Genomic DNA, 22,998 nt, shown 5'->3' with positions numbered 1-22,998 from the left:
GCGCAGCGGGTGGCCGGTCACGACGCGAGGGACAACTCACATGGCATCCGGACACTCACACAGACCCGCTGGTGGACAGGCTTGGCTGGGGCTCATCACAGCCATCGCCGTTTTCGGTGCCAGCCTCTTTTTCTGGTCAGAAGCGCATGCGGACAGCGCCGCGGCACCATCAGAGACAACAGCGGCGACCGAGGCCGGCATGGTCCGTCTCAGCGAGATCAATGAAGGCGCGCTCCTGCTCAAGACCGTTGAGGGCGGGCTCTACATCCCGGCTCCATTGGTCGCGACCGATATCCGGCTGGATATCGCCGGTCCGATCGTGCGGGCGATCATTACCCAGCGCTTCGAGAACCCGTCCGACGCCTGGGTTGAGGGCACTTATGTCTTCCCGATGCCCGAGGATAGCGGTGTAGATCGGCTGCGGATGCAGATCGGTGACCGTTTCATCGAGGGCGAGATCCATGAACGCGAGCAGGCGCGCCGCATCTATGAGACCGCCCGCGCCAATGGCCAGCGCGCCAGTCTGGTCGAGCAGGAGCGCCCCAACATGTTCACCACCTCGGTGGCGAATATCGGCCCGCATGAGACGATCATCGTCCAGATTGAGTATCAGGATGTCGCCCGCCTGAATGACGGTACATTCGAGGTGCGCGTGCCACTGGCGATCACGCCGCGCTATATCCCGCAGCCGGAGGGCTTCGTCTTTGCCGCCGATGGCGGTGATCGGATGGAGGGTCTCGCCGACGCGATGCGGATCACGCCGCCACTGATGCATCCCTCCGCCGAACCGGGCGATTATCTGCGCCTGCCAGTCAGCATCCACGCCGACCTCCAGCCCGGCTTCGCACTCGGCGCCGTCGCCAGTCGCTATCACGCCACCCTGGTCGACCGTTCCATGCCCGGCCACGCCATCATCTCGCTCGCCGATGGCCCCATCCCCGCCAACCGCGATTTCGTCCTCACCTGGCGCCCGGCCGACGAGACCGCCCCCAGCGCCGCACTGTTCACCGAAGAGCTCGATGGCCAGACCTATCTCCTCGCGCAGATCCTGCCGCCAGCCCGGCTCGGTAGCGACACGCCGCGCCGGCCGCGCGAAACGATATTCGTGATCGACAATTCCGGTTCCATGGCCGGCGCCTCCATGCGCCAGGCGCGCCAAGCCCTGGTTGCGGCCCTCAACCGGCTCGAGCCCGGCGACCGCTTCAACCTGATCCGCTTCGACAATACGATGCAGCGCGTCTTCCCGCAGGCGGTCGATGCCATCCCGGTCAATATCGCCCGGGCGCGTAGTTTTGCCGCCAACCTGCAGGCAGAGGGCGGCACGGTGATGCTGCCAGCCCTGCGCGCCGCCCTGCATGACGACACGCCGGAGGACACCAGCCGTGTGCGCCAGGTGGTCTTCCTCACCGATGGGGCGATCGGTAATGAGGCCGAGCTATTCGCCGCCATCCATCAGGATTTGGGCCGCTCACGCCTCTTCCCGGTCGGGATCGGGGCTGCGCCCAACACCTATTTCATGAGCCGCGCCGCCCGGTTTGGCCGCGGCACCTTCACCCATATTGGCGATGTCAATGAAGTCGCCGGCGCCATGGACCGCCTGTTCACGGCGCTCGAACGTCCGGTGATGACCGATCTCGACGCGCTCTTTCCCGCCGGGGCCCTGAGCGAGATATGGCCAGCCCCCCTGCCCGATCTCTATTACGGCGAACCCGTCCTGCTCACCGCCCGCTTGGCCGGCCCCGAAGGCATGATGCGGCTGGAAGGCGAGCTGGCCGGCTCAGCCTGGCAGCAGGACATCGCTCTGACCGACGCCCGGCCCGCGTCCGGCGTCGCCACATTATGGGCACGCAATCGCATCCGCGCGCTGGAGGAAATGCGCTTCCAGGGCGCCACCCCGGCCAGCATCGACGCCTCGGTGCTGCAGACCGCGCTCGATTTCCACCTCGTCACCCGCCTGACCAGCCTCGTCGCCGTCGACGCCACCCCGGTCCGCCCGGTTGGCGATCAATTGGTCCAACGCGACGTGCCGCTGATGATCCCCGATGGTTGGGACTTCCAGGCGGTGATGGATCAACGCTTCGCGCCCGAACAACACGCCGCCCTCGACCCCAACCTACTCGCCCGCCTGCGCCCCGGTCAGGATCCCGACGCCGCGCCCGTCGATGCCGCTGGCATACCGCTACCAGCCACCGCAACACCGCGCGAACTGTTGATGGGGCTCGGTGGTCTGATGATGCTGATCGCCCTGATCTGGCTGATCGCCAATCGCGAGCGGCGCCTGTGGTGAGGGCCAAAACAGCTATCGCGGCGCTGGTATTGATCGCCGGTGCCGCGATCTTCGGTCAGGGGCTTTTTCTGACCGCGAAAGCGGAGTTCGCACAAATCCTGCTCGCAAGGGCGTGGACGCGTGCGATCGGCGGAGAGATCGCGGCCACACCATGGCCCTGGGCCGATACCTGGCCCGTGGCCCGGCTCTCCGTCCCTTCCTTGGGCGAGCACGCCATCGTCCTCGCCGAAGCCGGCGGCGAAGCGCTCGCTTTCGGTCCCGCCATGCTGACCGTCTCCGCCGCCGCCGGTGAGCCCGGCACCACCATCATCGCCGCCCACCGCGACACGCATTTCGAGTTCCTCAAAGATCTGAGGGTGGGCGACACCGTGATGCTCGAAACCCCCGCCGGCCAGCAGATCGAATATCGCGTCACCAATATGGAAATCGTCGACGCGGCCCGCTCCGGGATTGAGCCCGAAGGCGGACCGGCGCGGCTGGCCCTGGTCACGTGCTGGCCGTTCGGCGCCCTGATGCCGGGGCCGGAGCGCTATGTGGTCTGGGCGGAGCTAAAGGGCTAAAGGGGACAGGTATAATTAACGCGCCCGCACGACGGTTCCGCTATCGGCAAACCGGACAGACTGCGCGTTAATTATACCTGTCCCCTTTAGCTCCCGCTGGACGCCCGCGCGGGCGAGGCCGTAGCGAGCGCCCGGCCTGCCGCTCGAGCGTGGCGACCCAATCCTCTGCCCCGAGCGGATGCCCCGTCCGCGTGAAGAGCCCGATCCGGGCCTGAGTGGCGGCATCAAGACCTTGGGCGAGAAATCGCCCCCAGTCCGGGATGCGACGTAAGAAGGCAGGCTCGGCCAGCAGGCGGAAACGTTTGAGCCTGAGCCGGTGGCGCGTGCTCGACCAAGGCCAGTCCTGCGGCTGCTCACACAGGCCGGCACGAACCGGATTGAGCTCGACATAGCGCAGCGCCGCCAAGGCATGGCCCTCATCGAGCGGACAGGAGAAATAGCGCCCCTGCCACAGAAAGCCACTCCAGCCCTCGCGGGGATTGATCCGCTGCGTGTAACACAAATGGGTCTGATGCAGCGCTGCCGCCAGCCCCGTCTCGTCCTGTGGCACCAAAACGAGATGGACGTGATTGGGCATCAGGCAGAACGCCCAACAAGCCACACCATGCTTGCGGCATGCGACGCCCAGCAAATGCCGGTAGAGGGCATAGTCTTCATGACAGAAAAACACGCGCTGGCGACGATTGCCGCGCTGGGTGATGTGATGCGGGCAACCGGGAAGAACGAGGCGTGCAGTCCGTGGCATCACGCAATTATAAAGGAACAAAACACGAACACAAGCGGAAATTGAACGACGATGCTGGCACCGAAAAAGGGGCCATGTATAATTAACGCGCCCGCACCACGGTTCCGCTATCGGCAAACCGGACAGACTGCGCGTTAATTATACATGTCCCCTTTTTCTCACGTTCAGCCACGCGCCAGCAGGGCCTCGATCTTCGCCACCAGTGTCTCGCGTGCCTTGGCGGTGAGGAACACTTTCGGGAGCCGCATCAGCCGCGTCGCGTGCGGGCTCGCTCGCCGCACCGTGTCGCGATCGCCACCGGTGTTGAGATAAGCCAGTATCTCCACCATCATCGCCCGGTCGAAAGCCCATAGCCTCTCGCCACGATAGTCGAGCTGAAAGAAGGCCTCGCGCGGCCAGTCGACCTCGTGGGTGCGGTTGAGACCGCAGGCGAGGCAGCTCAGCCGCCCGGCCCAGGACAGCTTGGTGCCGGTCCTGTCGTCGGCGAGCATGACCGGCAGCGCCATCTCGCCATACAGGCCCTCGAAGCGGGCCTCGGCACCGCACTGCGGACAGGTCAGAGCCAGTTTCGGGGCAATGCCCTTGCGATCATAGACTTCAGTCATCGAAGGTCTCAAAAAGGGGACAGGTATAATTCACGCGCCAGCACGACGGTGCCGCTCTCGGCAAACCGGACAGACTACGCGTTAATTATACCTGTCCCCTTTTCTGGCGCTACTGGCCGGCTTGCAGCGCGCGGCCGCCATCGAGTATGTCGTCGCAGGTCTGCATCCGGGCGCGGTCTTCGCGGGACAGGCCGTCCATGGCGATGGCGCGAGTGGCATCGTCATACTGGGTGTCGGTGCCGAAGAACGCCGTCCACTCGGCGACGCATTCCTCATAGCTCGGTGCAGCCTGCTCGTCGTCCATGTGGTGATCGAGCGCCAGCGCCGGTGCGGCACACAGACCGGCTGCAGCGAGCAGGATCGCAAGGGTTTTCGTCATGGGGCCGGTCTCCTCGGCGGGTGGAGGGTCAATATCAGGCGCCACACTGCGCTGCCGCGCCGCTGCCGGCAAGCAGTTGGCGGCGAAAACCTTACCGGTTTGTCATGTTCCCGGACTGGCATCTGGCGACTGGCTCGGCTAGCGATAGACCCACGGCGGGGGCTGTTGGGAGTTTTGCTTGGGCCAGGCCGCCGTCCGACCCGTCCGTGAGATTGTCATTCGCCGCACCCTCGCCTGGGCGCTGGCGTTTGCCGCCAATGGTGCGCTGATCGTGCTGATTCTGGTGGCGCCGCGGCCGCCCGCCGCGCCGGCCGCTCTGACCGCGATCGATCTCGTTCTCGTCGCAACGCCGGAACCGGAGATCGAGCCGGACGACAGCCCGCCCGAAATCGCGCCTTCACCGCCCGCGCAAGCCGATATGGCGACGGCGACACAAGCCCGCGACGAAAGTGATGACGAACAGGTGGTCAATGCTGACTTGGCGGATGATGAAGAGGCACTGACCGACAATCCAACGGATAGCCCGCAGCAAGGCCTTGCTGCCTACGAAATTTCCGCCCTTCCCGAGACCGCCGCCCTGACTGGAACACCATTTATCGTTCGCGAAATCTTCTGCATGACCTCATCAGAAGCCAACCGTGAAGCCGGTCATTGCAGCGACGATCCCGATCCTGACGGCCTCGCCATGTTGCGCTTTGCCAGCGACGCCAATCTGGCGGCCGGGCAGCAGGCCGCAATCGGTCACGGGATGAGCGCCGAGCAAATTCATGCATTATTTGAAGGTGATGGCCTCGGGTTGACGGATCTGCGCGGGCGACCAACCCTGGCTGATACCAGCCGCCGCCCGACCTCCTCCGCCGACCAGATGCGCGACAGCCTGCCGCCACGCCATCCCGACCCGGTGTTTGGCGATTGACGATAGGCAGCAAGCCGGTTTCTCTGAGCCTTATGAACTTTCTGTCCGACACCACCGCCCCCGCCCATCCCAAACTGGTCGAGGCCATTGCCGCCGCCAATACCGGCTTTGAGCCGAGCTATGGCAATGACCCGATATCGGCCCGCGTCGAAGCCCGGTTGCGGGAGATTTTCGAGTGTGATCTCAAAGTCTTGTTCGCGGTATCCGGCACGGCCTCCAATGCTCTGGCGCTCTCCGTCCTGTGCCCGTCTGACGGCGCCATCCTGTGCCATGACGAAGCTCATATCCATCGCGACGAGCGCGGCGCGCCGGAATTCTATACCGGCGGCGCCAAGCTTATCCCGCTCGGCGGCGCACATGGTAAGATCGGGCTGTCCGAGCTGGACCGCGCCTTGGCGGAAATCCCGGAAGGCTTCGTCCACACCAGCCCGGTCCGGGTGTTATCACTGTCCAATCTGAGCGAAAGCGGTACCGCTTATTCGGTCGCAGAAGTTCGCGAGCGCTCAGAGCGCCTGAAGCAACGCCCCGCCTTCGTTCACATGGACGGCGCCCGCTTCGCCAACGCCCTGGTTTCATTGGGTTGTACGCCTGCGGAACTGACCTGGAAGGCCGGCGTCGACGCCCTGTGTTTCGGTGCCACCAAGAATGGCGCCCTCGGCGCCGAGGCGGTGGTGCTGTTTGGCCCGGTGATGGACCGGTTCGAGGCCTTGCAGGCGCGCCAGAAGCGTGGCGGGCATATGGCACCGAAAATGCGCTTCATGGCGGCCCAGTTCGAGGCTTGGCTGGAAGGCGATCTCTGGCTCGACCTGGCACGGGCCGCGAACGCTCGCGCCACCGACCTCGCTACCGGCTTGTCATCGATACCCGGTGTCGAAATCCTTCACCCCGTTGATGGCAATGAGATATTTGCTCGCATTCCGGAGTCCGTCGCCGCCAGCATGCGCGCCGCCGGAGCCGGGTTTTACCAATGGCCCGATGGTTCCGCCCGCCTCGTCACGAGCTGGTGCACCGAGCCTGGTGAGATCCAGGCCCTGATCGCTGCTGTCGGATAATTTACGTCTTGAGATTGTGGAACAAAGGGTGTACACCCGATTTCGCATGACAGGAGGCAGCAATGGCGCAAGGACGCGGGGTATTGTTTCATCTCAACTCGGTGGGGTTTGATCCCTTTGGCCGCGTCTTCATCGCCGATCGCGACGCAGCCCGTGCGCTGGCAGACATGCTGGGCAAGGCCGATGCGATCAGTTGTCGCTCCGGCTGCGGTGCGCCACTCAGCTGCGATACAGCCCTGATCACGCGCGAGGAATTGGTGCGAATGGGACCGGAATTGCTGGTCAATAACGCCGATTTCGCCTCGATCATCCGCAAGCGCAAGGCCGTCGGTGCCGGGGAGGCGGTCATTGTGTTCAACATTTACAAAGAGATGGCGAGTGCCGGCAAGGTGTGACAATCGGCCTCAGGAGGCTTCGGCCTCTTCCTCGTCCGTCGAACGACGCCAAGGGCCTGCGAAGCGCGGATCCTGGCGCCGGCGGCGGTCGGGTCCAAAATAGGTCGAGGCCTTGACGAAGCGGCGCGGCCGCTCGATCAGGGCCGAGATACGCCGGAACAAATCAACCGGACGCACCGGTTTGGCGAGGTATTCATTGACGCCGGCATTGATCGCCTCGATCACTTTGGAGCGATCCGTATGACCGGTGACCATGATGATTGGCAGATATTTATTGGCGCTGTCTGAGGCGGTGCGGACCAAGCGGGTAAATTCCAACCCGTTCAAATCGCCGAGCATATAGTCGACCAGCGCGAAATCCGGATTAACATCGCGCATGGTTTCGAACGCGTCGGCGGCATCGCGCACCTCGATAATCGTGCGAACACCAAACCCCTGCAGGATGGTGCGCAAGATCGTCGACATGTGTGCATTGTCCTCAACGATCAAAACACGGATGCGGTCGAAACTGCCAGACATGGGCTCTCACTGAGCATTGGTGAATCTTCAGTCCGCACAAGTCTGACCGTTCGACCTTAACCAAGTCTTGCTCCGCCCTGCCGCGACCGGTGTCACGCCGTGATTTCAGCAGTCTGTCACCCGTTTACAGTGGCTTACCCGACCCCGCGCGAAGCAGAGATTGGCACCCGGTCGAACCAAACGGCGATAGATCACTTTTCGGCGCCAGTGTGCTAGGCTCTGCGCCTGGATGGCGCTGGCCGTGACGTCCAGAGGAAAGGGCAATGCCGTGAATATGGCGGAACGATCCGTGCGTAGCCTGATCTTGCGGGCGCGTGCCTATGACAGCAAGGAACAGATCGACGATTTCCAGCCGGATCCGGACTCGGCAGAGCTGGATTCCGTTGAGTCCATGCTGACCGGTGATCGCGATCCGATCCGCGATGAGATCAGGAACTGGATTGATGGGCTTGATGAGGAAAGCCAGGTTGAGCTGGTGGCCTTGTACTGGATCGGGCGCGGCGATTTTGACGGCAATGATTTCATCGCCGCCGTCAAAGAAGCCCAAGCGCGCCGCAGCTCACCCACAGCTGGCTATCTGCTCGGCGTACCGATGCTGGGCGATTATCTGGAGGCCGGACTGGACGCGGTAATCGAAGCCGATGTGTTCGACGACGCCTGACGCCAGACATGGCACGCGAAGGCTTAGCCCCAGTGCACCTCAGTCTTGGGACCGCGCCCGGCCGCCCGAACGATATCGCTCCTGCGGCTGGAGATGACGTCCTGAATGCGTTGACCGAGCTTGTCCGGCATCACCGGTTTGACGAGAAAGCTGTCGGCACCAGCGCAAATGGATTCTTCGACGATATTGGCCTCGGAATGGCCGGTCAGCATAATGGTCGGAAGCGCCTGACTGCGCGACGTCGCATTGGCGCGCAGTTCGCGGATAAGCTTCACACCCGTTCCGTCCTGAAGTTCGTAATCCAGCAACATCAAATCGAGGTCTTGCCGATTGAGGTACTGCCAGGCGCTCTCGACGCCGTCGGCCTCAAACAAATGGTGACACCCCAAGCTGCCGAGCAAACGCGCGATCAATCGACGCGTTGCAGCAACGTCTTCGACGATCAGGATGCGGAACCCCTGCAGAATTGAACTAGTCATGACTAACCTCGGCGGCATTGACCCATTGAGTTGCCACAAAAAACTGAATTACCAATTAAGCCGAGTGACGGGATTGCACCGCGCCCCCGCGGGTCGCAGATTGCAATACCTGTCCAATTTTCTGCCCCAAGGTTCCGGCATTGACCGGCTTCGGCAGGACCGCATCGGCCCCGGCAGCCTCGGCGTCGCGAACAAAATGCGGCAGGCTGGGCGGCGCCAGCAGGATCATAGGCATGTCGGGATTGGCGCTGACCTGGCTATCGCGGAAGCGGCGAATGAGGTCGAGCCCGCTGGTCAGGCCGAGATCATAATCGACCAGGGCGAGATCGGGCCGGCTGAGACGGGCGACGACGAGGGCATCGTCCGGATCGCGGCACTCATAAATCCGGCTGATGCCGAGGCCACACAGCAGCGTCTTGAGCACGGTGCGGACCGAGCGGCTGTCGTCGATCAGTAAAAGCGTAACACCAGAAAGGTCGAGGGCGGACATGGGCAACTCCGGGATCCAGCCGTCCAGACTAGCCTGTCAGGCTTAACATCAGCCTACCCGTGGTTAATGGGGCGGCCGCGCCTGCTGACACCGTGGCGTCAGCATCGCACCCCCGCCCTCTGGCCGAGCGGGCACGGGATGCGTATATCGTGGGCATGGTCAAACTCACCCTCGACGACAGCCTCGCCGCACCGGAAGACTTCATCCTCGATACCGTGCCGGCGATCGCGCCCGCGCACCCGGTCGAGAATTGGGAGCCGCACCGCCCGGACCGGCCTGCGAAATCGGAAGGTGGCCAACGCTTTCGCTGCGTTGCCGAATTCGAACCGACCGGTGACCAGCCGCAAGCCATTGCCGAGCTGGTCGAAGCGATCAATGGCGGCGAGCGTGACCAGGTCCTGCTCGGTGCGACCGGGACGGGCAAGACCTTCACCATGGCCAAGGTGATCGAAGCGGTACAGCGCCCGGCCCTGATCCTGGCCCCGAACAAGACCCTGGCGGCCCAGTTGTACGGCGAGTTCAAATCATTTTTTCCCGATAATGCGGTGGAATATTTCGTCTCCTACTACGACTACTACATGCCCGAAGCCTATGTGCCGCGCACCGACACCTATATCGAGAAGGAGTCCTCGATCAACGAGGCCATCGACCGGATGCGCCATGCCGCGACGCGCTCCATCCTCGAGCGCGATGATGTTATCATCGTGGCCTCGGTGTCGTGTATCTATGGCATCGGCTCGGTCGAAACCTATACCGCGATGACCTTCGAGCTGAAGCCCGGCGACACCGCCGATCCGCGTGCTGTGATGCGCCAATTGGTCGATCTGCAATACATCCGAAACGACGCCGCTTTCGGCCGCGGCACTTTCCGGGTGCGCGGGGATAGTCTCGAGGTTTTCCCGGCTCACTATGACGACCGCGCCTGGCGCCTCTCCTTCTTCGGCGACGAGCTGGAGAGCGTCACCGAATTCGACCCGCTCACCGGCCGCGCCATCACCGATCTGAAAAGCGTCAAATTTTACGCCAATTCCCACTATGTGACCCCGAAACCGACCCTCAACCAGGCGATCCAGTCGATAAAAGCCGAGCTCAAGACCCGCCTCGCCTGGATGGAGAGCGAGGGCCAGCTGCTCGAAGCCCAGCGCCTGTCCCAGCGCACCGAATTCGACCTGGAAATGCTGCAGGCGACCGGCTCCTGCGCCGGCATCGAAAACTATTCAAGATACCTCACCGGCCGCAAACCGGGCGAGCCGCCGCCAACCATGTTCGAATACATCCCTGAAAACGCCATCGTTTTCGCCGATGAAAGCCATGTCTCCATCCCCCAGCTCGGGGCAATGTTCAAAGGCGATTTCTCGCGCAAGAAGACGCTGGCCGATCACGGCTTCCGCCTGCCCTCCTGCCTCGATAACCGCCCGCTCAAATTCGAGGAATGGGATGCGATGCGCCCCCAGACCGTCAGCGTCTCGGCGACGCCCGGCAATTGGGAACTCAACCAGACCGGCGGCGTCTTCGTCGAACAGGTGATCCGCCCGACCGGCCTGATCGACCCGCCGGTCGAGATCCGCCCGGTCTCGCTCACCAAAGACGGGAAAGCCGCCTCCCAGGTCGATGACGTCATCGACGAGGCCAGAAAGACCGCCGAAGCCGGCCTGCGCACCCTCGTCACCGTCCTGACCAAGCGCATGGCCGAGGATCTGACCGAATACATGCATGAGCAGGGCCTGAAAGTCCGCTATATGCATTCCGACGTCGACACCGTGGAGCGGATCGAACTGATCCGCGATCTGCGCCTCGGCACCTATGACGTGCTGGTCGGCATCAACCTCCTGAGAGAAGGCCTCGACATCCCCGAATGCGGCCTCGTCGCCATTCTCGACGCCGACAAGGAAGGCTTCCTGCGCTCCGAGACCAGCCTGATCCAGACCATCGGCCGCGCCGCCCGCAACAGTGAATCCAAGGTCATCCTCTACGCCGACCGCCGCACCGGCTCAATGGACCGCGCCATCGGCGAAACCGACCGCCGCCGCGCCAAACAGGTCGCCTATAACGAAGAACACAACATCACCCCCCTCACCATCAAACGCGGCGTCTCCGACATCCTCGAACAGGTCATGGAAAAACAAGCCAAAGCCCGCAGCCCCGGCGCCTGGCGCGGCGGCAAGGGCAGCGGCAAACCCAAAGGCATGCGCGACCAGGACCAGGCCGGCTATGGCGGCAATGTCATCGCCGTCATCGCGGATCTGGAGAAACGGATGCGCGAGGCGGCTGCGGATCTGGAGTTTGAGGAGGCGGCGAGGCTGCGGGATGAGATTAAGAAGTTGGAGGGGTAGACCAAAATGGAGTTGATCCAACACGAGTGATCTTGCGTTTTCCGTCCAGACTCGTTGACCCTCCATTCAACTACGGGGCCCCTTTTCTTGAGGGCGCTCCTTTGCGCCTCATTTCTTTTCACACAAAAAGCGCTAGAAAAGCTTTTTCGATAAACCGGCCAAAAAACCGGCCACTTCTGCGGACAAAATATTTCACCCAGAACGTGAAACTCTATGCTATTGTTGGAAACGTGAGAAAAAATGAACTGACCAAAAAACTGGCCAAAAAACCGGACAAATATGATGACAAGTGAAGATCGCAACGAATCCATTGGCCTTATGGAACCGCTGCTGATTTCCGAGTCATCACGACACCGAGGCGTGTTGAACGATCTCGCGCTTGAACTTGCGACCCGCTCAGCCGCATTCAAGAGCAGCCTGCCGAAGGAGATCGTTTCTGCCCTCGCAGAACTCGTCCGCTCGATGAATTGTTATTACAGCAACCTGATCGAAGGACACGAGACGCATCCGATCGATATCGAGCGCGCCCTGCTGGAGGATTATAGCGCCGATCCCGGGAAGCGGGATCTGCAACTCGAAGCCAAAGCGCATATCGCTGTCCAGTCATGGATTGATGCCGGCGGCGTAGCAGGCGCTGAAACCGACCCCGCAAGCCTGTGTGAGATCCATCGACGATTTTGCGTGCTCCTGCCAGACACTCTCCTTTGGGTCGAAAACCCGGAGACGAAAGAGAGGGCGCGCGTCATTCCCGGTGCCTACCGCACGGGCGATGTAAAAATAGGCCGCCATATTCCTGTGAGCCCCGGCGCCATTCCACGCTTTCTTGACCGCTTCCACGACGCCTATGGCAGGCCAGGAAAGGCCAGCGCGATCATCGGCGCTGCCGGCGCGCATCACCGTTTTTTGTGGATACACCCCTTTGCGGATGGCAATGGCCGCGTCGCCCGCTTGATGTCGCATGCCATGCTGCTGCGATCGCTGGACACCGGCGGTCTGTGGTCCGTGGCGCGCGGGCTCGCGAGAAAGGTGGAGACCTATAAGGAACACTTGGCTTCGTGCGATACCGACCGCCGGAACGATCTTGACGGGCGCGGCACATTGAGTGAAGAGGCCCTCGCCTCATTTACCCGCTTCTTCCTGGAAACCTGTCTTGATCAGGTCACCTTTATGGAGAGCCTGATGCAGCCCGCTGCGCTTCGAGAGCGTGTTTTGTTGTGGACGAAAAACGAAGCTGAAGTCGGGCGCCTGCCCGCCAAGGCTGGTCGCCTCATGGAGGCGGTTCTCTACCGTGGCTCATTGCCTCGCAGTGAGTTGGAAAACACCCTCGGCATGGCTGACCGAAGCGCCAGGCGCGTCGCTGCCGCGCTCGTCAAGGCCGGTGTCCTGACCTCGGAAACGCACAAATCCGACCTCAGACTTGCCTTCCCTGCCAGCTTGGCCTCGCTTTGGATGCCAGGTCTGTTTCCGGAGAAGTAGGGATGTTCGATCTGAACAGCCGCGAGGAAGCAATCCTAATTTGGCTCTCACTCGCGTTCGTCGGCATCATGTTTGTGCCTAAAGCTCGTCCGGCGCTGGCCAAGCTCATCAACGTGCTTTTCCAACCTTCGATTCTTGTGGCCATCGGGGCCGCGATCACTTGGGTCGCGCTTTGTGTTGCTCTTCTGGCGACGCTAAATATCTGGGCACTCTCGCACCTAAAAGGCACGCTGGTCTGGGTGCTAACCTTCGGGCTGGCAACGCTGTTCGATGTCAACCGCCTATCCGACACACCAAGGGCGCTTCGCACTCTTGCTAAAGATACCGTCGCAATAACGGCAATCATCGTCTTCATCGGTGAGTTCTACACGCTGCCGCTTTGGGGCGAACTTATCTTGATTCCGGCCTTGGTTTTCCTAGGCCTATTGCTCGCAGTTGCGGACACCAAACAGGAAACCAAGATCGTTGCGAGATTGTCTGAAAACCTTCTCATGATCGCTGGTTTGGGGATGCTAGGATTCAGCGTCTATCGGATCATTACTGACTTTCAGGAGTTCGCGAACCTCGACACTCTGCGTGATTTTGCGGTGCCAGCACTGTTGTCGCTGATGTATCTCCCATTCCTCTATGCCGTGCTCCTCTATATGGCCCACGAAAACGCCATCATTGGCATGAAAATCAAATTCAAGGACAACCGTCTCCGTCACTACGCGGCCCTGCGGGCGATGGTGGTGTTTGGCGGGAAAATTGAGCTGCTTCAGCGGTTCAAGCGCAACATGAACCAAGCCGAGGAGCTCAACCGAGCGACGATAGACGAAACAATCAAGGAAGTTTGGGAGTCTTACAAGCGCGCGAAAAACCCTCCCCACGTCCCCTGGGAGCTCGGATGGTCACCTTATACGGCCCAGAGCTTCCTGAAGGCGGAGGGGCTCAAGGCAAACGACTATCACCGGTTCGTTCGAGACTGGCTCGCCGAATCGCCACCGGCCGCGATTGATGATGGTTACCCTCCAAGCCGCATCACTTACAGAATCTACGGAACCAAACATATCGCAACCCGACTAACACTGACGCTGGACGTCAACCAGTTGGGCAAGCCGGAACAGGCTGACAACCGTTTCTGGGAATTGGCTGCGGTCCTGCTTTTCGAATCCATCGGCGACGAAGCAGTTGAAGTCTTCAAGCGGGATTGCATTGGTCGAGATAGCGGTGAGTACGTCATCAACGAAGTCAGCATCACGTTGAAGCGAGACAATTGGGGCATCGACGGTCATGGAGGTTACAGCCGCAGGCTGTTCATCTGTCACCCAGCACACGTGCCCGGTGACAACGGGTAAAGGCGCGCAAAGGAAGCCGCACCCACATTGATCGTGTCTTGTTGTTGATTCCCGGGATAAAGGGGGCCCACTGCACTCCCCCCTTAGCTCCCATGCCAGCCAGCGGGCCGTATCAAAGCCGCGCCGTCAAGGCCGCCTTCGGCGCCGCGTTGCGAGCATGCGCCTTGACGGCGCGAATTTGATGCGGCGGAGTCCTCGGCAAGAGGTTTATGGGTGGGTCTGGGCTGGAGCCCTGCCACTCAATCTCAAACGCCTATTCTATCGTCATCCCAGCGCCGGCTGGGACCCAGTTCGTAGAGCACGGCGCTTGATGAGTCTGGGTCCCAGCTTTCGCTGGGATGACGATCGTGGTGAGGTTGGAGTTTGACCTGTTTGGGTTTGGGCTGACGGCCTCGTCCCTCAAGCACAAACGCTCATTCTAGCGTCATCCCAGCGCAGGCTGGGACCCAGTTCGTAGGGCACGGCGCTTGATGAGTCTGGGTCCCAGCGTTCGCTGGGATGACGATTGTGGTGGGGTTGGAGTTTGACCTGTTTGGGTCTGGGCTGACGGCTTCGTCCCTCAAGCACAAACGCCTATTCTGGCGTCATCCCAGCGCAGGCTGGGACCCAGTTCGTAGGGCACGGCGCTTGATGAGTCTGGGTCCCAGCTTTCGCTGGGATGACGATTGTGGGAAAGCTGGGTGTCAAATTCGTCTGGCGGACAGCTCAATCGAGCGGGATCCACATGGCGATGGTCTCGAACCAGTCTTGCCAGTCGGGATTGGTGTCTTCGATCAGGCTCAGCTTCCAGGCGCGTTTCCAGGCTTTGATGTTCTTTTCGCGGGCGATGGCGTAGCCGAAATCCTGGTGGAATTCATACCAGACCAAGCGGGTGAGATTGTAGCGGGCGGCGAATTTCGAACCGCGGCCTTCGCGGTGCAGGATCATGCGCGCGCCGATATCACCCGTCACGCCGGTGTAGAGGGTACCGTTGCGCTGATTGGTCAGGATGTAGACGCAGGGATGCTTCGCCATGGGTTGGATGAGATTACATGTGAAGCAACATTATACACCTTTAAGGAGTCCATCGCAATAACGCTCGCGGGGCGGGCACGTAAAGGCACGCAATGTCCAAACCGTTATCCCGGCGCAGGCTGGGGCCCAGCCTGACAACGCGTCCAGCTTTACGAACTGGGTCCCAGCCTGCGCTGGGATGACGAACGTGGTGGGTTGATTTGAGCGGTGTGCGAGCGCGCCAGCCCCCAACTTATCCACCCCCTCCCCACCCGCCACTATACTTCCGCCCATGACAGCGAAAACACGACACCCGGCCCAACGCGAAGCGTTGGAGGCGCGGGCCCGGACCTTGCGGGAGCAGGGTGTGGGGACGGCGGAGATTGCGGCGGAGGTGGGGGTTCCCGCCTCGACCCTGTATCAATGGGCGGCGCGGGGGCGCTGGCGGCAGTGTGATTTGGCAGAGGCCGCGGTCGAGGGGACGGCCGCGCCGGGGCGGTTTGAAGTCAGGGCTGAAGCGCAGACGGGGGCCGCAGCGCCTGATCTGCCCAGCCTGCCGCCCAATGAGGCGGCGCGTTATCTGATGGCGCAGGCAAGCCGCTATGGCGTCGGCGGCCAGATCGCCAAGGCTGCGGCGACGGCGCGGCTGGCACGGCAATTTCTCGATCTGTCGGTGCGTGAGGCCGAAGCCGCGGCGCTGAAGGCCCAGGCAGACCAGAAATCACGGCGACAATTGCCACCGGAACTGGTCGGTGTGCCGCTGGATGCGCATTGCTTCCCGCTCGAATTTTCCCCCGGCTGGACCCTGAAGCGCGCCGAGGCCGAGGGGCGTGATGATCTGATCCCGATCGAGGTCCTGCGCGAGGATTTGCGCCAGAGACTATTCGGCCGGGACGATGCGACATCGGAACAGGACGGCGTTCCGACCCCCAGTCCAGAACCCGCGCCAGACGCGGCCCCAGACCCCGCCCCCGAGCCACAACCGACCTTGCGCCGCCGCGAAGGCCCGCACGTCTCGATCCGCCGGCTCTAGGGTCAGCCGGCTTCGGCGGCGGCGAGGTCGTGTTTGAGTTGGCCGATGGCGCCGGCCAAGGCGCCGGCGCCGCGGGCGATCTGGATCAGCAGAAAGGGGATGACGGCGAAAATCACGCCGGCGATGATCCGGTAGCCGAGGATCAGCCAGGAGAAGATGACGTTGTCGGGGTTATTGCGCACCGGGCTGAGGCTGAGATCGAACACTTCAAACGCATCGCTGAGCCCGCCGCGCATCGCCTGGTCGAGCACGAAGCCGATCAGGGTCTGCGGGCCGGCGCCGCTGGCGGGCGCATCGAGCAACAGCGCGGTGCCGGGCATCAACCAGTCCTGATAGATCACCAGTACAGCGAGCAGCGCGCCGGGAATGGCGACGCCGAACATCAGCACGAAACCGGTGCGGATCGCGGCGAGACGGATCGCATTTTCGGCGTAGGATTCGAATTCGCGAATATGGCGGCGGATGGTGTCCGGCTTCTGCGCCTTGCGGCCGCGCTGCTGTTTGATTAGCGCCGCCTCGTCGAAGCGGCGGATAATGCCGAGTTGGGCGATGGCGAGCGTGACCGAGATGATAAACGTCAGCGCGAGCCCGCCCCAGCTGAGCCAGAAGCGCGTCTCCTCGCGCGCCAGCCAATGCGACAGATCTGTCAGAAATTCCATGGCCCGATACCCCCCGAAGCTGGTCAATCTGTGGTAGGGTTCAGATTGCCACTGATGGCCGGTGCTGGCACGCAGTTTTCCGGCCGTGGCATGCGGTGAAAACGGGCATCGCCGGGTGGGGATTGCCAAGAAGTTGGCGCTATTTCCCAATTACTCGGCGAATTTGATCGCAAATTATGGCAAGGCTAGTCGATAAATCTCGCTTTCGCCGCAATTTGTGCAAACTTCGCCCCCATACCCCGCAACTCTTGGTCAAGAGGCAGGGAGGTGTCCGGTTTGCGGACTTATTCGACGGCCCAGTTCGAGATACGCATCGCTGACGGTCTGCTGGAAATGCGGACCGAGGGCCTTCGCACACCCGATATGGGCGCCGAGCCGCAGCGGGCGATGGAGAGCTTGTTCAAGGATGTGAGCGTGCGCGCCGTCGCCTTCGACATCCGCGCCTCGGATTTTCGCATCACGAATGTCGAGCTGGAATCGCGCGTCCGTCAGATCGGGCGTCAATGCCGTGGCCTGCCAATCGCCTTCATCAGTCGCGATGACCAGAAAGACCAGATCCGCATTGCGCTCGGCGCGATCGGGCAGATGAATGGCATCGCGCGTGGTTTTCGCTCGCGCGACAAGGCACACGCTTGGCTGCGCGAGGTATCCCGGCCGGCCTGACCCCTATTGCACCGTGCCGCTGGCGCGGCCGGCGATCAGCGTCGTGATCAGGCTTTCAAACCGCGCCAAGCGGGCGGCGCTATCAGGCGCTTCCAACAAGCCCTGGCGTGCTTCGGCCGGCATCGGTGCCAGCATGGCGAGCCGGTCGACCAGGGCCTCAAGCGGCATGGCGTCGACCCCGGTCCAGTCGAGCTGAATTGGCTCACCCCCCAACCAGGCCCGGAGCAGCGCAATCAGCCTTGGCCGATTGCCGGCCAGTGGCGGGCGCGGCACGAGATCGCTGACGTAGCGGGTGTAATCAACCCGGCCTGTCCGGTAGGGCGCTGCGGCATCGGTTTCGGCGTCGAGGGTAAAGCGGCAGATCCCGTCCAGTGTCAGCAGATAACGGCCATCACGCGTCTCGACGAAGGATTTGATGTGGCCGGCCGTGCCGACACGGCGCAGCGGTGGCTGGCCGGAGGGCTGATGGGTGGCCCGGTTGGTTTGCGGCTGGATGATGCCGATATGGCCGCCTTCGCGGCGCGCATCATCGACCATGTTGAGATAGCGCGGCTCGAACACGTTCAGCGGCAGGATTTCTCCAGGCAGGAGAATGCAGCCGGGAAGCGGGAAGAGCGGCAATGTGGCGGGCAGTGTGCGTGTCTTGGTCATGGACCAAAGATAGGAAGGGCTGACGCCGTCGCCAAGGGTTGGGCGAGGAATGCGTGCCTGGCGGCGCGTGCGGCTCGCAATGCAAGCCGCACGACATCCCCCATCCCCTGGGCCGTCAGACCGCCAGGAAGTCGCGCTTGCCGATCGGCACACCAATGCTGCGCAAAATCCCATAGGCCATAGAGGCGTGGAACAGCACGTTGGCGAGAACGTAATTCTGGACGAAGGCATGGCGCGGCAGGGTCATTTCCTTGCCGGGGCCGGCGGGGAAGGTGATCTCGCCCGACGGTTCAGCATCAAGCGCGGCGACCGGCAGAGCCCAGACAGCGGCGCGGGCGGCCGTCAGGCGGGCGCGCAAATCCTCGAACGAGGCTTCAGTGTCAGGAATCGAGGCGGGATCCTGTCCGGCCAGGCGCGACAGGCCACGCACGGAGAAATCGCTGACCAGCTGGACCTGGCGCTTGAGCGCGAACATGTCCGGCGTCAGGCGCCAGTCGAGATAGACAGCCTCATCGACCTTGTGCTCAGCGGCGTGGGCCGCCGCCTTGGCGAGAATACCGTCCAGCGCGCGATAGGTCTGGTCGAGCTGGGTCTTGGCAATGGATGAGAGTGGAATGGACATGATGACTTCCCCTTGGTTGGAAGCCAACAGATGGGGATGTTCGAGGCAAAGAGCCAGAGGGAAAATTTGAATATCTGCGATGGCGATATTCCGGTTCTCACCGGGGCCGGGCTGTCATCACGCCCGCCGCCGGCCATCGCGAATTGGCCGCAATGGCCGGTCGGTATCAGGCCTGTTCATCCCAGCGGCAAACGAGCTCGCCGGTAGCATTCCAGGTCGAAAGCCGGGCGCTGAAATTCGCGTCGGTATCGAGCAGGATGTCTGACAACAGCGCGTCTTCGCTGCCACCCGCCGGCACATCGCCTTCCTGGACGATATCAAACCCGCCGCCGCCCATGCGTTGGGTCACGACCATGCGGTAATTGCTGCCCGCATCGCCCATGCCCCACGCTGTGACGAGAAGTCCATCGGGGGTCTCAGCCATCTCGATGTGGCAGGCCGAGTTGGAGAAATTGACGCCAGGCTGATCCGAGAGAACCGGTTCGCCGGGCTGGATTGCGATCAGGGCTGCGCCTGCAATCGCCATCGCATTGACGGCTAGAATATTGATGCTCATGACAGTCTCCTTTTCACTGTCGAAAATTGAATGTCCGGGGCAAGCCGGGCTGCCGTGGGGAGGGCGAAGACGCCCTCCCCGAATGGGCGGCCGGGTTTAGTGTTGGCCCTGGATCACCAGCGTCACATTCCCGCTTCCGGTTTGCGTGACGTGGGCGTTCTGGCCATTGCCGACCTGGATGACGCCAACACCGTTATTATTGCCATACTGGTCTGTGGTGGCGGTGTTGTTGCTGCCGATCTGCGCGATCCCGGCCAGGTTGTTCGAACCGGTCTGAACGCTGGTGCCGTAATTATTGTAGCCCTGCTGGCCGATCACCGCGTCGTTGCGACGGCCGTACTGGTCGACATGGGCTTCGTTGTAGCGGCCGGTCTGGCCAACGGTCGTGCCGTTGCGTGCGCCGTCCTGGATGACGGTGACATACTGGCGGTCGCCGCGCTGATTGATCACCATCGACTGGCGATAGCCATTCTGGCGGGCGGCGAGGTCGTTGTTATAGCCTTGCTGGCTGATCGCCACGCGATTGCGCGATTGAGCTTCAGCGCCACCAACGGTGCCGAGGACAGAAACAGCGACGAGGGCGCTGGCGAGGAAAAGACGGATTTTCATGGCTTAACTCCATTTGGTGTTGCCCGACGCCCAATGCATCGAAGACTGATCCTGTTCTAACCGAAGCGAGGTGAGCCGATCCTGAGGTCCACGTTCAGACGTCCGACAGGTCGATGAATGCGAGATGTCTGGCGGTTTGTGCCACCCGGACAAGAAAACGCCCGGAGCCTGGGCACCGGGCGTTGAGTGGAGGGATAGACAGGAAGTCAGTGTCAGTGCTGGCGGCGAGCCGCGATGATCGCTCGCAGGCCGCGGCTGCGCTCAAGCTGGGACGCGCGTGGCGTGGTGCGATCGGGCATCGTTGCCGCAGCCGGACCGCGATAGGGCGCGGCGTTCGGCGCCTGATAACTGGTCGGCGACACCGCCGGACCGTCGAGCATCTCGACGGGGTAGAACGCCGGCGTTTGCGAGCGGCAGATCAGCCGACCCCGCTGGTCGAACACGGCCAGATCAACATGCAAGGCAGCGTTCTGGCCATATTCCGCATCGCGGATCTCGCTCATGGAACCCACCCTGCGGGTGCCGACAAAGCCCAGGCCCAAATGTGTCCGGGTCAAAATCGAGTCGCGTGAACCGGAGCCGGAAAAAGATCCGCTGAGACCGGCTTCCGTGGCACCGGTGGGCATCCCCTGATAGGCCAGCAAACGATAGCTTCCCGACAGGCCGGGCGCGGCCTTCGCCACAACCTGGGCCGAGGAATTGGAGAGATAGACCTGGACGGCGCAACGTTCATTCGCCGCGAGTGCCATGCCCGAGCTCTGGGCGTTGGCCGGAGCGGCACCGGCGACGAGCGCCAGACCGAGTGCAGCTGCAGCCAGTTTCAGTGCGGGTTTGGTGAAAGTCATTGATCGGGTCCTCCTGAACGACAAATCGGACGCGCACGTCCTATGGAGCCGTGAGTAGCAAACCCAGTCTGACGCGAGTCTGAGGAGGAAGTTCAGCGGGCGTTCACCCTGTCACTCGCCCGGACAGGCGGCTGACGGGTCAGGATACCGTCGCGGTGCTGCGAACAGTCTCATCTTGCCGAGCCGGCAAAAGGATCGAGGCGGCCAGAGTATTGCCGATGCCCAGCCAAGTCAGTTCGGCAAAGCCCATTGATTTCGCCAGCTTGATCCCACGGCCGCGATGGCCGACGCGCAGCGGATTGGCCAGCTCGGCCGTCTCGGCATCGATACCATCGCCATCATCCTGGATCAGCAGCGAAATCAAACGTTCACCGCGCTGAAAATCAACATTGACCCGACGCGCGTGATACTCCGGTTCGGCCATGCGCTGGGCCAGCTTGCGGGCCCAATTTCCACTGGCCAGACCCTGAGCCTTGTCCTCAGTGGAAAAATCGAGATTGCCATGCTCGATACCATTCGCCATCAGCACATAGAGCCCGACCGTCGTCTCACAGACGCGCGGCGCCATGGCGCCAAGGAAAAGCGCCGCCTGCACAGCCTCCTCCAGCGTGCGCAAGCGGAAACTCGCCGTGTCCAGCGTCGTCATGACGGGATTGGTCTGACTTGCTGCCGGCGAGATCTGGGACGCGCGATAGGCGAACAGGCCCTCGATCACGTTGGCGAGGGTGCCGGCATCACAGTCTTGGGTCAAAAATATATCGGCCGCCACAATGCGTTTGGGACTGACGGTAACAAGGATCGACTTTTGATGTGGTGCGGCATTGGCCCGGGCGGTCTCCAGGCAGGTAAGATTGGCATCATCGACAATGATCAGCGCGATCGGGCCGTCCGGATCGACGGTCGACCCCAGATAGACGGTCACGTCCATGCCTTTGGCGAGCGCCCGCGACAGTGTTCGCGTGCGCGGGCTGTCAGCCATGCAAAGCCAAAGCCGGTCCGGCGTCTTGTTCGACATCGATGCGGACATGCCAACCCCATTCCTTCGAGCCTGCCGCGGCCCATTCATGGTTAAAGTCTTTCAGCAATTTCTTAATAAGCGCTCATCGCGGTCGGCGCCACACCAGAGCGTCCGTCAGCAATTGTCGATCGAGCCAGATCCGCCCGGGCCCAGGCAAGAAAAAGGCCCCGGATCGCTCCGGGGCCCCTCATGCTTTGGCGGTCTCATCCTGCGAGCAGGCGCTTTGATCAGGCGTCGCGTCCGGCGACGACCCCAGCGGAGCGTTCGCTGCTGGTTGGGAAGCGGTAGAAGATATGGGTACCGATCCGGCGGGTCCGCACCAGCGAGGTGCTCCAATGCGGATCGACCGCAACGGTGTGATAATGGGTGGCGCGGCGGGTTACGTCGCGGCCAAAACCCATGAATGCGTGCTGGGCCACCAGTTCGGCCCGGCGCCAAGCGCGGCCGCGTGGCGTGCGCGTGGTCGAACCGTCGCACGTAAAGGAGAACTGGCAACCGGTATTCCGTTCGGCACCCTGATAGACCACACCGCAAATCGTGTCGGGATAGGCCGGGTGGCGCACCCGATTCATGATAACCTGGGCGACGGCGAGCTGGCCGACGAAAGCCTCGCTACGCGATTCGTAATAGACTGCCTGCGACAGGCAGTTCAGCTCGGCGGTAAAATCGGCGGCCATGGCAAAGTGCGAGCTGTCAAAGGTACGCAGATCGTCGAGTGGCCGCTCGGTCAGGATCGCGCCCTGCTGCAGGTCGGAATTTAAGGAAATGGCGGCAACTTGCAGCGTGCGCGGGGCATCCCAAGCGCCGTCGGCATCGCCCTCAAGCAGATAACGCTGGGCGAGCGACTGCCACATGACGGTCTCGTCCTGCTCACGGGCACGCCCGGAGGCGGCATTGAGCGCGAGCACGGTCAGTATGCACAGCACAATAAACGCCAGCGTATAAAACGCCGTCGCCACTTGCTCTTGCTGCCTGCGTACAGCGTCCAAACTCATTCGTACTCCGGTCTTCATCTCAGCCCGAATCGTTTCGATGCAACGACCGTACCATGCACAAATGAAGTCAATTTCGCATTAAATTTAGCGCGCCTCTCTATGAGGACAGACCGATCCGGT

General features: G+C 62.2%; 26 protein-coding genes. 11 read left to right on the top strand and 15 right to left on the bottom strand.

What is annotated here, in order from left to right; translation table 11 throughout:
• Positions 1–40: 40 nt before the first annotated feature.
• Both AAC029_RS01600 and AAC029_RS01595 read left to right on the top strand, forming a co-directional pair.
• A complete protein-coding gene (locus tag AAC029_RS01600; protein ID WP_339743244.1) occupies positions 41–2,287 on the top strand; it encodes a marine proteobacterial sortase target protein in 2,247 nt (748 codons plus the stop codon).
• Positions 2,284–2,847, top strand: a complete 564-nt coding sequence (locus AAC029_RS01595; protein WP_339743242.1) for a class GN sortase — start codon at positions 2,284–2,286, stop codon at positions 2,845–2,847. Before AAC029_RS01600 ends, AAC029_RS01595 begins: the two co-directional genes overlap by 4 nt.
• 67 nt (positions 2,848–2,914) lie before the next feature.
• Here the strand turns inward: AAC029_RS01595 and AAC029_RS01590 are convergent, their stop codons facing one another.
• The 3 genes from AAC029_RS01590 to AAC029_RS01580 form a co-directional block, all read right to left on the bottom strand.
• On the bottom strand, positions 2,915–3,592 hold the full coding sequence (locus tag AAC029_RS01590) for a transposase (RefSeq protein ID WP_339743240.1): 678 nt from the start codon (positions 3,590–3,592) through the stop codon (positions 2,915–2,917).
• Between the two features lie 164 nt (positions 3,593–3,756).
• Positions 3,757–4,197 carry a hypothetical protein gene (locus AAC029_RS01585; protein ID WP_339743238.1) on the bottom strand — a complete coding sequence of 147 codons (441 nt, stop codon included), beginning with the start codon at positions 4,195–4,197 and terminating at the stop codon, positions 3,757–3,759.
• Positions 4,198–4,306: 109 nt separating this feature from the next.
• Positions 4,307–4,576, bottom strand: a complete 270-nt coding sequence (locus AAC029_RS01580) for a hypothetical protein (RefSeq protein WP_339743236.1) — start codon at positions 4,574–4,576, stop codon at positions 4,307–4,309.
• Positions 4,577–4,754: 178 nt separating this feature from the next.
• On the opposite strand from AAC029_RS01580, the gene AAC029_RS01575 reads away from it, so the two are divergent.
• The 3 genes from AAC029_RS01575 to AAC029_RS01565 all read left to right on the top strand — a co-directional run bounded on the left by AAC029_RS01575 (position 4,755) and on the right by AAC029_RS01565 (position 6,939).
• Positions 4,755–5,492: a hypothetical protein gene (locus AAC029_RS01575; RefSeq protein WP_339743235.1), complete on the top strand. Its 738-nt coding sequence runs from the start codon at positions 4,755–4,757 to the stop codon at positions 5,490–5,492.
• 32 nt (positions 5,493–5,524) lie between these two features.
• Positions 5,525–6,544 (top strand): beta-eliminating lyase-related protein, encoded by a 1,020-nt coding sequence (locus AAC029_RS01570; protein ID WP_339743233.1) that lies wholly within the window; start codon positions 5,525–5,527, stop codon positions 6,542–6,544.
• A gap of 62 nt (positions 6,545–6,606) precedes the next feature.
• Positions 6,607–6,939: a hypothetical protein gene (locus AAC029_RS01565; RefSeq protein ID WP_339743231.1), complete on the top strand. Its 333-nt coding sequence runs from the start codon at positions 6,607–6,609 to the stop codon at positions 6,937–6,939.
• Positions 6,940–6,948: 9 nt separating this feature from the next.
• On the opposite strand, the gene AAC029_RS01560 is transcribed toward AAC029_RS01565, so the two are convergent.
• Positions 6,949–7,458, bottom strand: coding sequence for a response regulator (locus AAC029_RS01560; protein WP_339743229.1), 510 nt, complete (start codon positions 7,456–7,458; stop codon positions 6,949–6,951).
• A 289-nt stretch (positions 7,459–7,747) separates the two neighbouring features.
• Here AAC029_RS01560 and AAC029_RS01555 point away from each other — a divergent pair, with 289 nt between their 5' ends.
• The gene (locus AAC029_RS01555; RefSeq protein ID WP_339743227.1) at positions 7,748–8,119 is read left to right on the top strand and encodes a DUF3775 domain-containing protein; all 372 of its coding nucleotides are present in this window, start codon (positions 7,748–7,750) and stop codon (positions 8,117–8,119) included.
• 23 nt (positions 8,120–8,142) lie between these two features.
• On the opposite strand, the gene AAC029_RS01550 is transcribed toward AAC029_RS01555, so the two are convergent.
• On the bottom strand, positions 8,143–8,598 hold the full coding sequence (locus tag AAC029_RS01550; protein WP_339743225.1) for a response regulator: 456 nt from the start codon (positions 8,596–8,598) through the stop codon (positions 8,143–8,145).
• Between the two features lie 55 nt (positions 8,599–8,653).
• Positions 8,654–9,088: a response regulator gene (locus AAC029_RS01545; protein ID WP_339743223.1), complete on the bottom strand. Its 435-nt coding sequence runs from the start codon at positions 9,086–9,088 to the stop codon at positions 8,654–8,656.
• A 155-nt stretch (positions 9,089–9,243) separates the two neighbouring features.
• Here AAC029_RS01545 and uvrB point away from each other — a divergent pair, with 155 nt between their 5' ends.
• The 3 genes from uvrB to AAC029_RS01530 all read left to right on the top strand — a co-directional run bounded on the left by uvrB (position 9,244) and on the right by AAC029_RS01530 (position 14,234).
• Entirely contained in the window at positions 9,244–11,421 is a 2,178-nt protein-coding gene (gene uvrB, locus AAC029_RS01540; protein ID WP_339743221.1) for an excinuclease ABC subunit UvrB, read from the top strand.
• Between the two features lie 279 nt (positions 11,422–11,700).
• Complete coding sequence (locus tag AAC029_RS01535) at positions 11,701–12,897, top strand: Fic family protein (protein WP_339743219.1); 1,197 nt, start codon at positions 11,701–11,703, stop codon at positions 12,895–12,897.
• Between the two features lie 2 nt (positions 12,898–12,899).
• Positions 12,900–14,234, top strand: a complete 1,335-nt coding sequence (locus AAC029_RS01530; protein ID WP_339743217.1) for a hypothetical protein — start codon at positions 12,900–12,902, stop codon at positions 14,232–14,234.
• Positions 14,235–14,939: 705 nt separating this feature from the next.
• Here the strand turns inward: AAC029_RS01530 and AAC029_RS01525 are convergent.
• Positions 14,940–15,248, bottom strand: coding sequence for a GIY-YIG nuclease family protein (locus tag AAC029_RS01525; protein ID WP_339743215.1), 309 nt, complete (start codon positions 15,246–15,248; stop codon positions 14,940–14,942).
• A 271-nt stretch (positions 15,249–15,519) separates the two neighbouring features.
• On the opposite strand from AAC029_RS01525, the gene AAC029_RS01520 reads away from it, so the two are divergent.
• Positions 15,520–16,260 carry a hypothetical protein gene (locus tag AAC029_RS01520; protein ID WP_339743213.1) on the top strand — a complete coding sequence of 247 codons (741 nt, stop codon included), beginning with the start codon at positions 15,520–15,522 and terminating at the stop codon, positions 16,258–16,260.
• Between the two features lie 2 nt (positions 16,261–16,262).
• Here AAC029_RS01520 and AAC029_RS01515 read toward each other — a convergent pair whose 3' ends face one another.
• A complete protein-coding gene (locus AAC029_RS01515) occupies positions 16,263–16,919 on the bottom strand; it encodes a hypothetical protein (RefSeq protein ID WP_339743211.1) in 657 nt (218 codons plus the stop codon).
• 267 nt (positions 16,920–17,186) lie between these two features.
• On the opposite strand from AAC029_RS01515, the gene AAC029_RS01510 reads away from it, so the two are divergent.
• Complete coding sequence (locus tag AAC029_RS01510; RefSeq protein ID WP_339743209.1) at positions 17,187–17,582, top strand: hypothetical protein; 396 nt, start codon at positions 17,187–17,189, stop codon at positions 17,580–17,582.
• A gap of 3 nt (positions 17,583–17,585) precedes the next feature.
• Here AAC029_RS01510 and AAC029_RS01505 read toward each other — a convergent pair whose 3' ends face one another.
• The 7 genes from AAC029_RS01505 to AAC029_RS01475 all read right to left on the bottom strand — a co-directional run bounded on the left by AAC029_RS01505 (position 17,586) and on the right by AAC029_RS01475 (position 22,878).
• On the bottom strand, positions 17,586–18,233 hold the full coding sequence (locus tag AAC029_RS01505; RefSeq protein WP_339743207.1) for an LON peptidase substrate-binding domain-containing protein: 648 nt from the start codon (positions 18,231–18,233) through the stop codon (positions 17,586–17,588).
• A gap of 115 nt (positions 18,234–18,348) precedes the next feature.
• Complete coding sequence (locus AAC029_RS01500; RefSeq protein ID WP_339743205.1) at positions 18,349–18,855, bottom strand: DUF1993 domain-containing protein; 507 nt, start codon at positions 18,853–18,855, stop codon at positions 18,349–18,351.
• 166 nt (positions 18,856–19,021) lie between these two features.
• Positions 19,022–19,411 carry a curli-like amyloid fiber formation chaperone CsgH gene (gene csgH, locus AAC029_RS01495; protein WP_339743203.1) on the bottom strand — a complete coding sequence of 130 codons (390 nt, stop codon included), beginning with the start codon at positions 19,409–19,411 and terminating at the stop codon, positions 19,022–19,024.
• Between the two features lie 96 nt (positions 19,412–19,507).
• Positions 19,508–20,020 (bottom strand): curlin-associated protein, encoded by a 513-nt coding sequence (locus AAC029_RS01490; protein ID WP_339743201.1) that lies wholly within the window; start codon positions 20,018–20,020, stop codon positions 19,508–19,510.
• Between the two features lie 212 nt (positions 20,021–20,232).
• A complete protein-coding gene (locus tag AAC029_RS01485; protein WP_339743199.1) occupies positions 20,233–20,865 on the bottom strand; it encodes a hypothetical protein in 633 nt (210 codons plus the stop codon).
• A gap of 139 nt (positions 20,866–21,004) precedes the next feature.
• On the bottom strand, positions 21,005–21,892 hold the full coding sequence (locus AAC029_RS01480) for a hypothetical protein (RefSeq protein WP_339743197.1): 888 nt from the start codon (positions 21,890–21,892) through the stop codon (positions 21,005–21,007).
• A gap of 218 nt (positions 21,893–22,110) precedes the next feature.
• Positions 22,111–22,878 carry a cell wall hydrolase gene (locus AAC029_RS01475; RefSeq protein WP_339743195.1) on the bottom strand — a complete coding sequence of 256 codons (768 nt, stop codon included), beginning with the start codon at positions 22,876–22,878 and terminating at the stop codon, positions 22,111–22,113.
• Between the last annotated feature and the right edge of the window lie 120 nt (positions 22,879–22,998).

Source organism: uncultured Maricaulis sp., assembly GCF_963975345.1.
Lineage (GTDB): Bacteria > Pseudomonadota > Alphaproteobacteria > Caulobacterales > Maricaulaceae > Maricaulis.
Note: the sequence above shows the minus strand (reverse complement) of the source record. Positions and strands in the feature narration are given on the sequence as shown.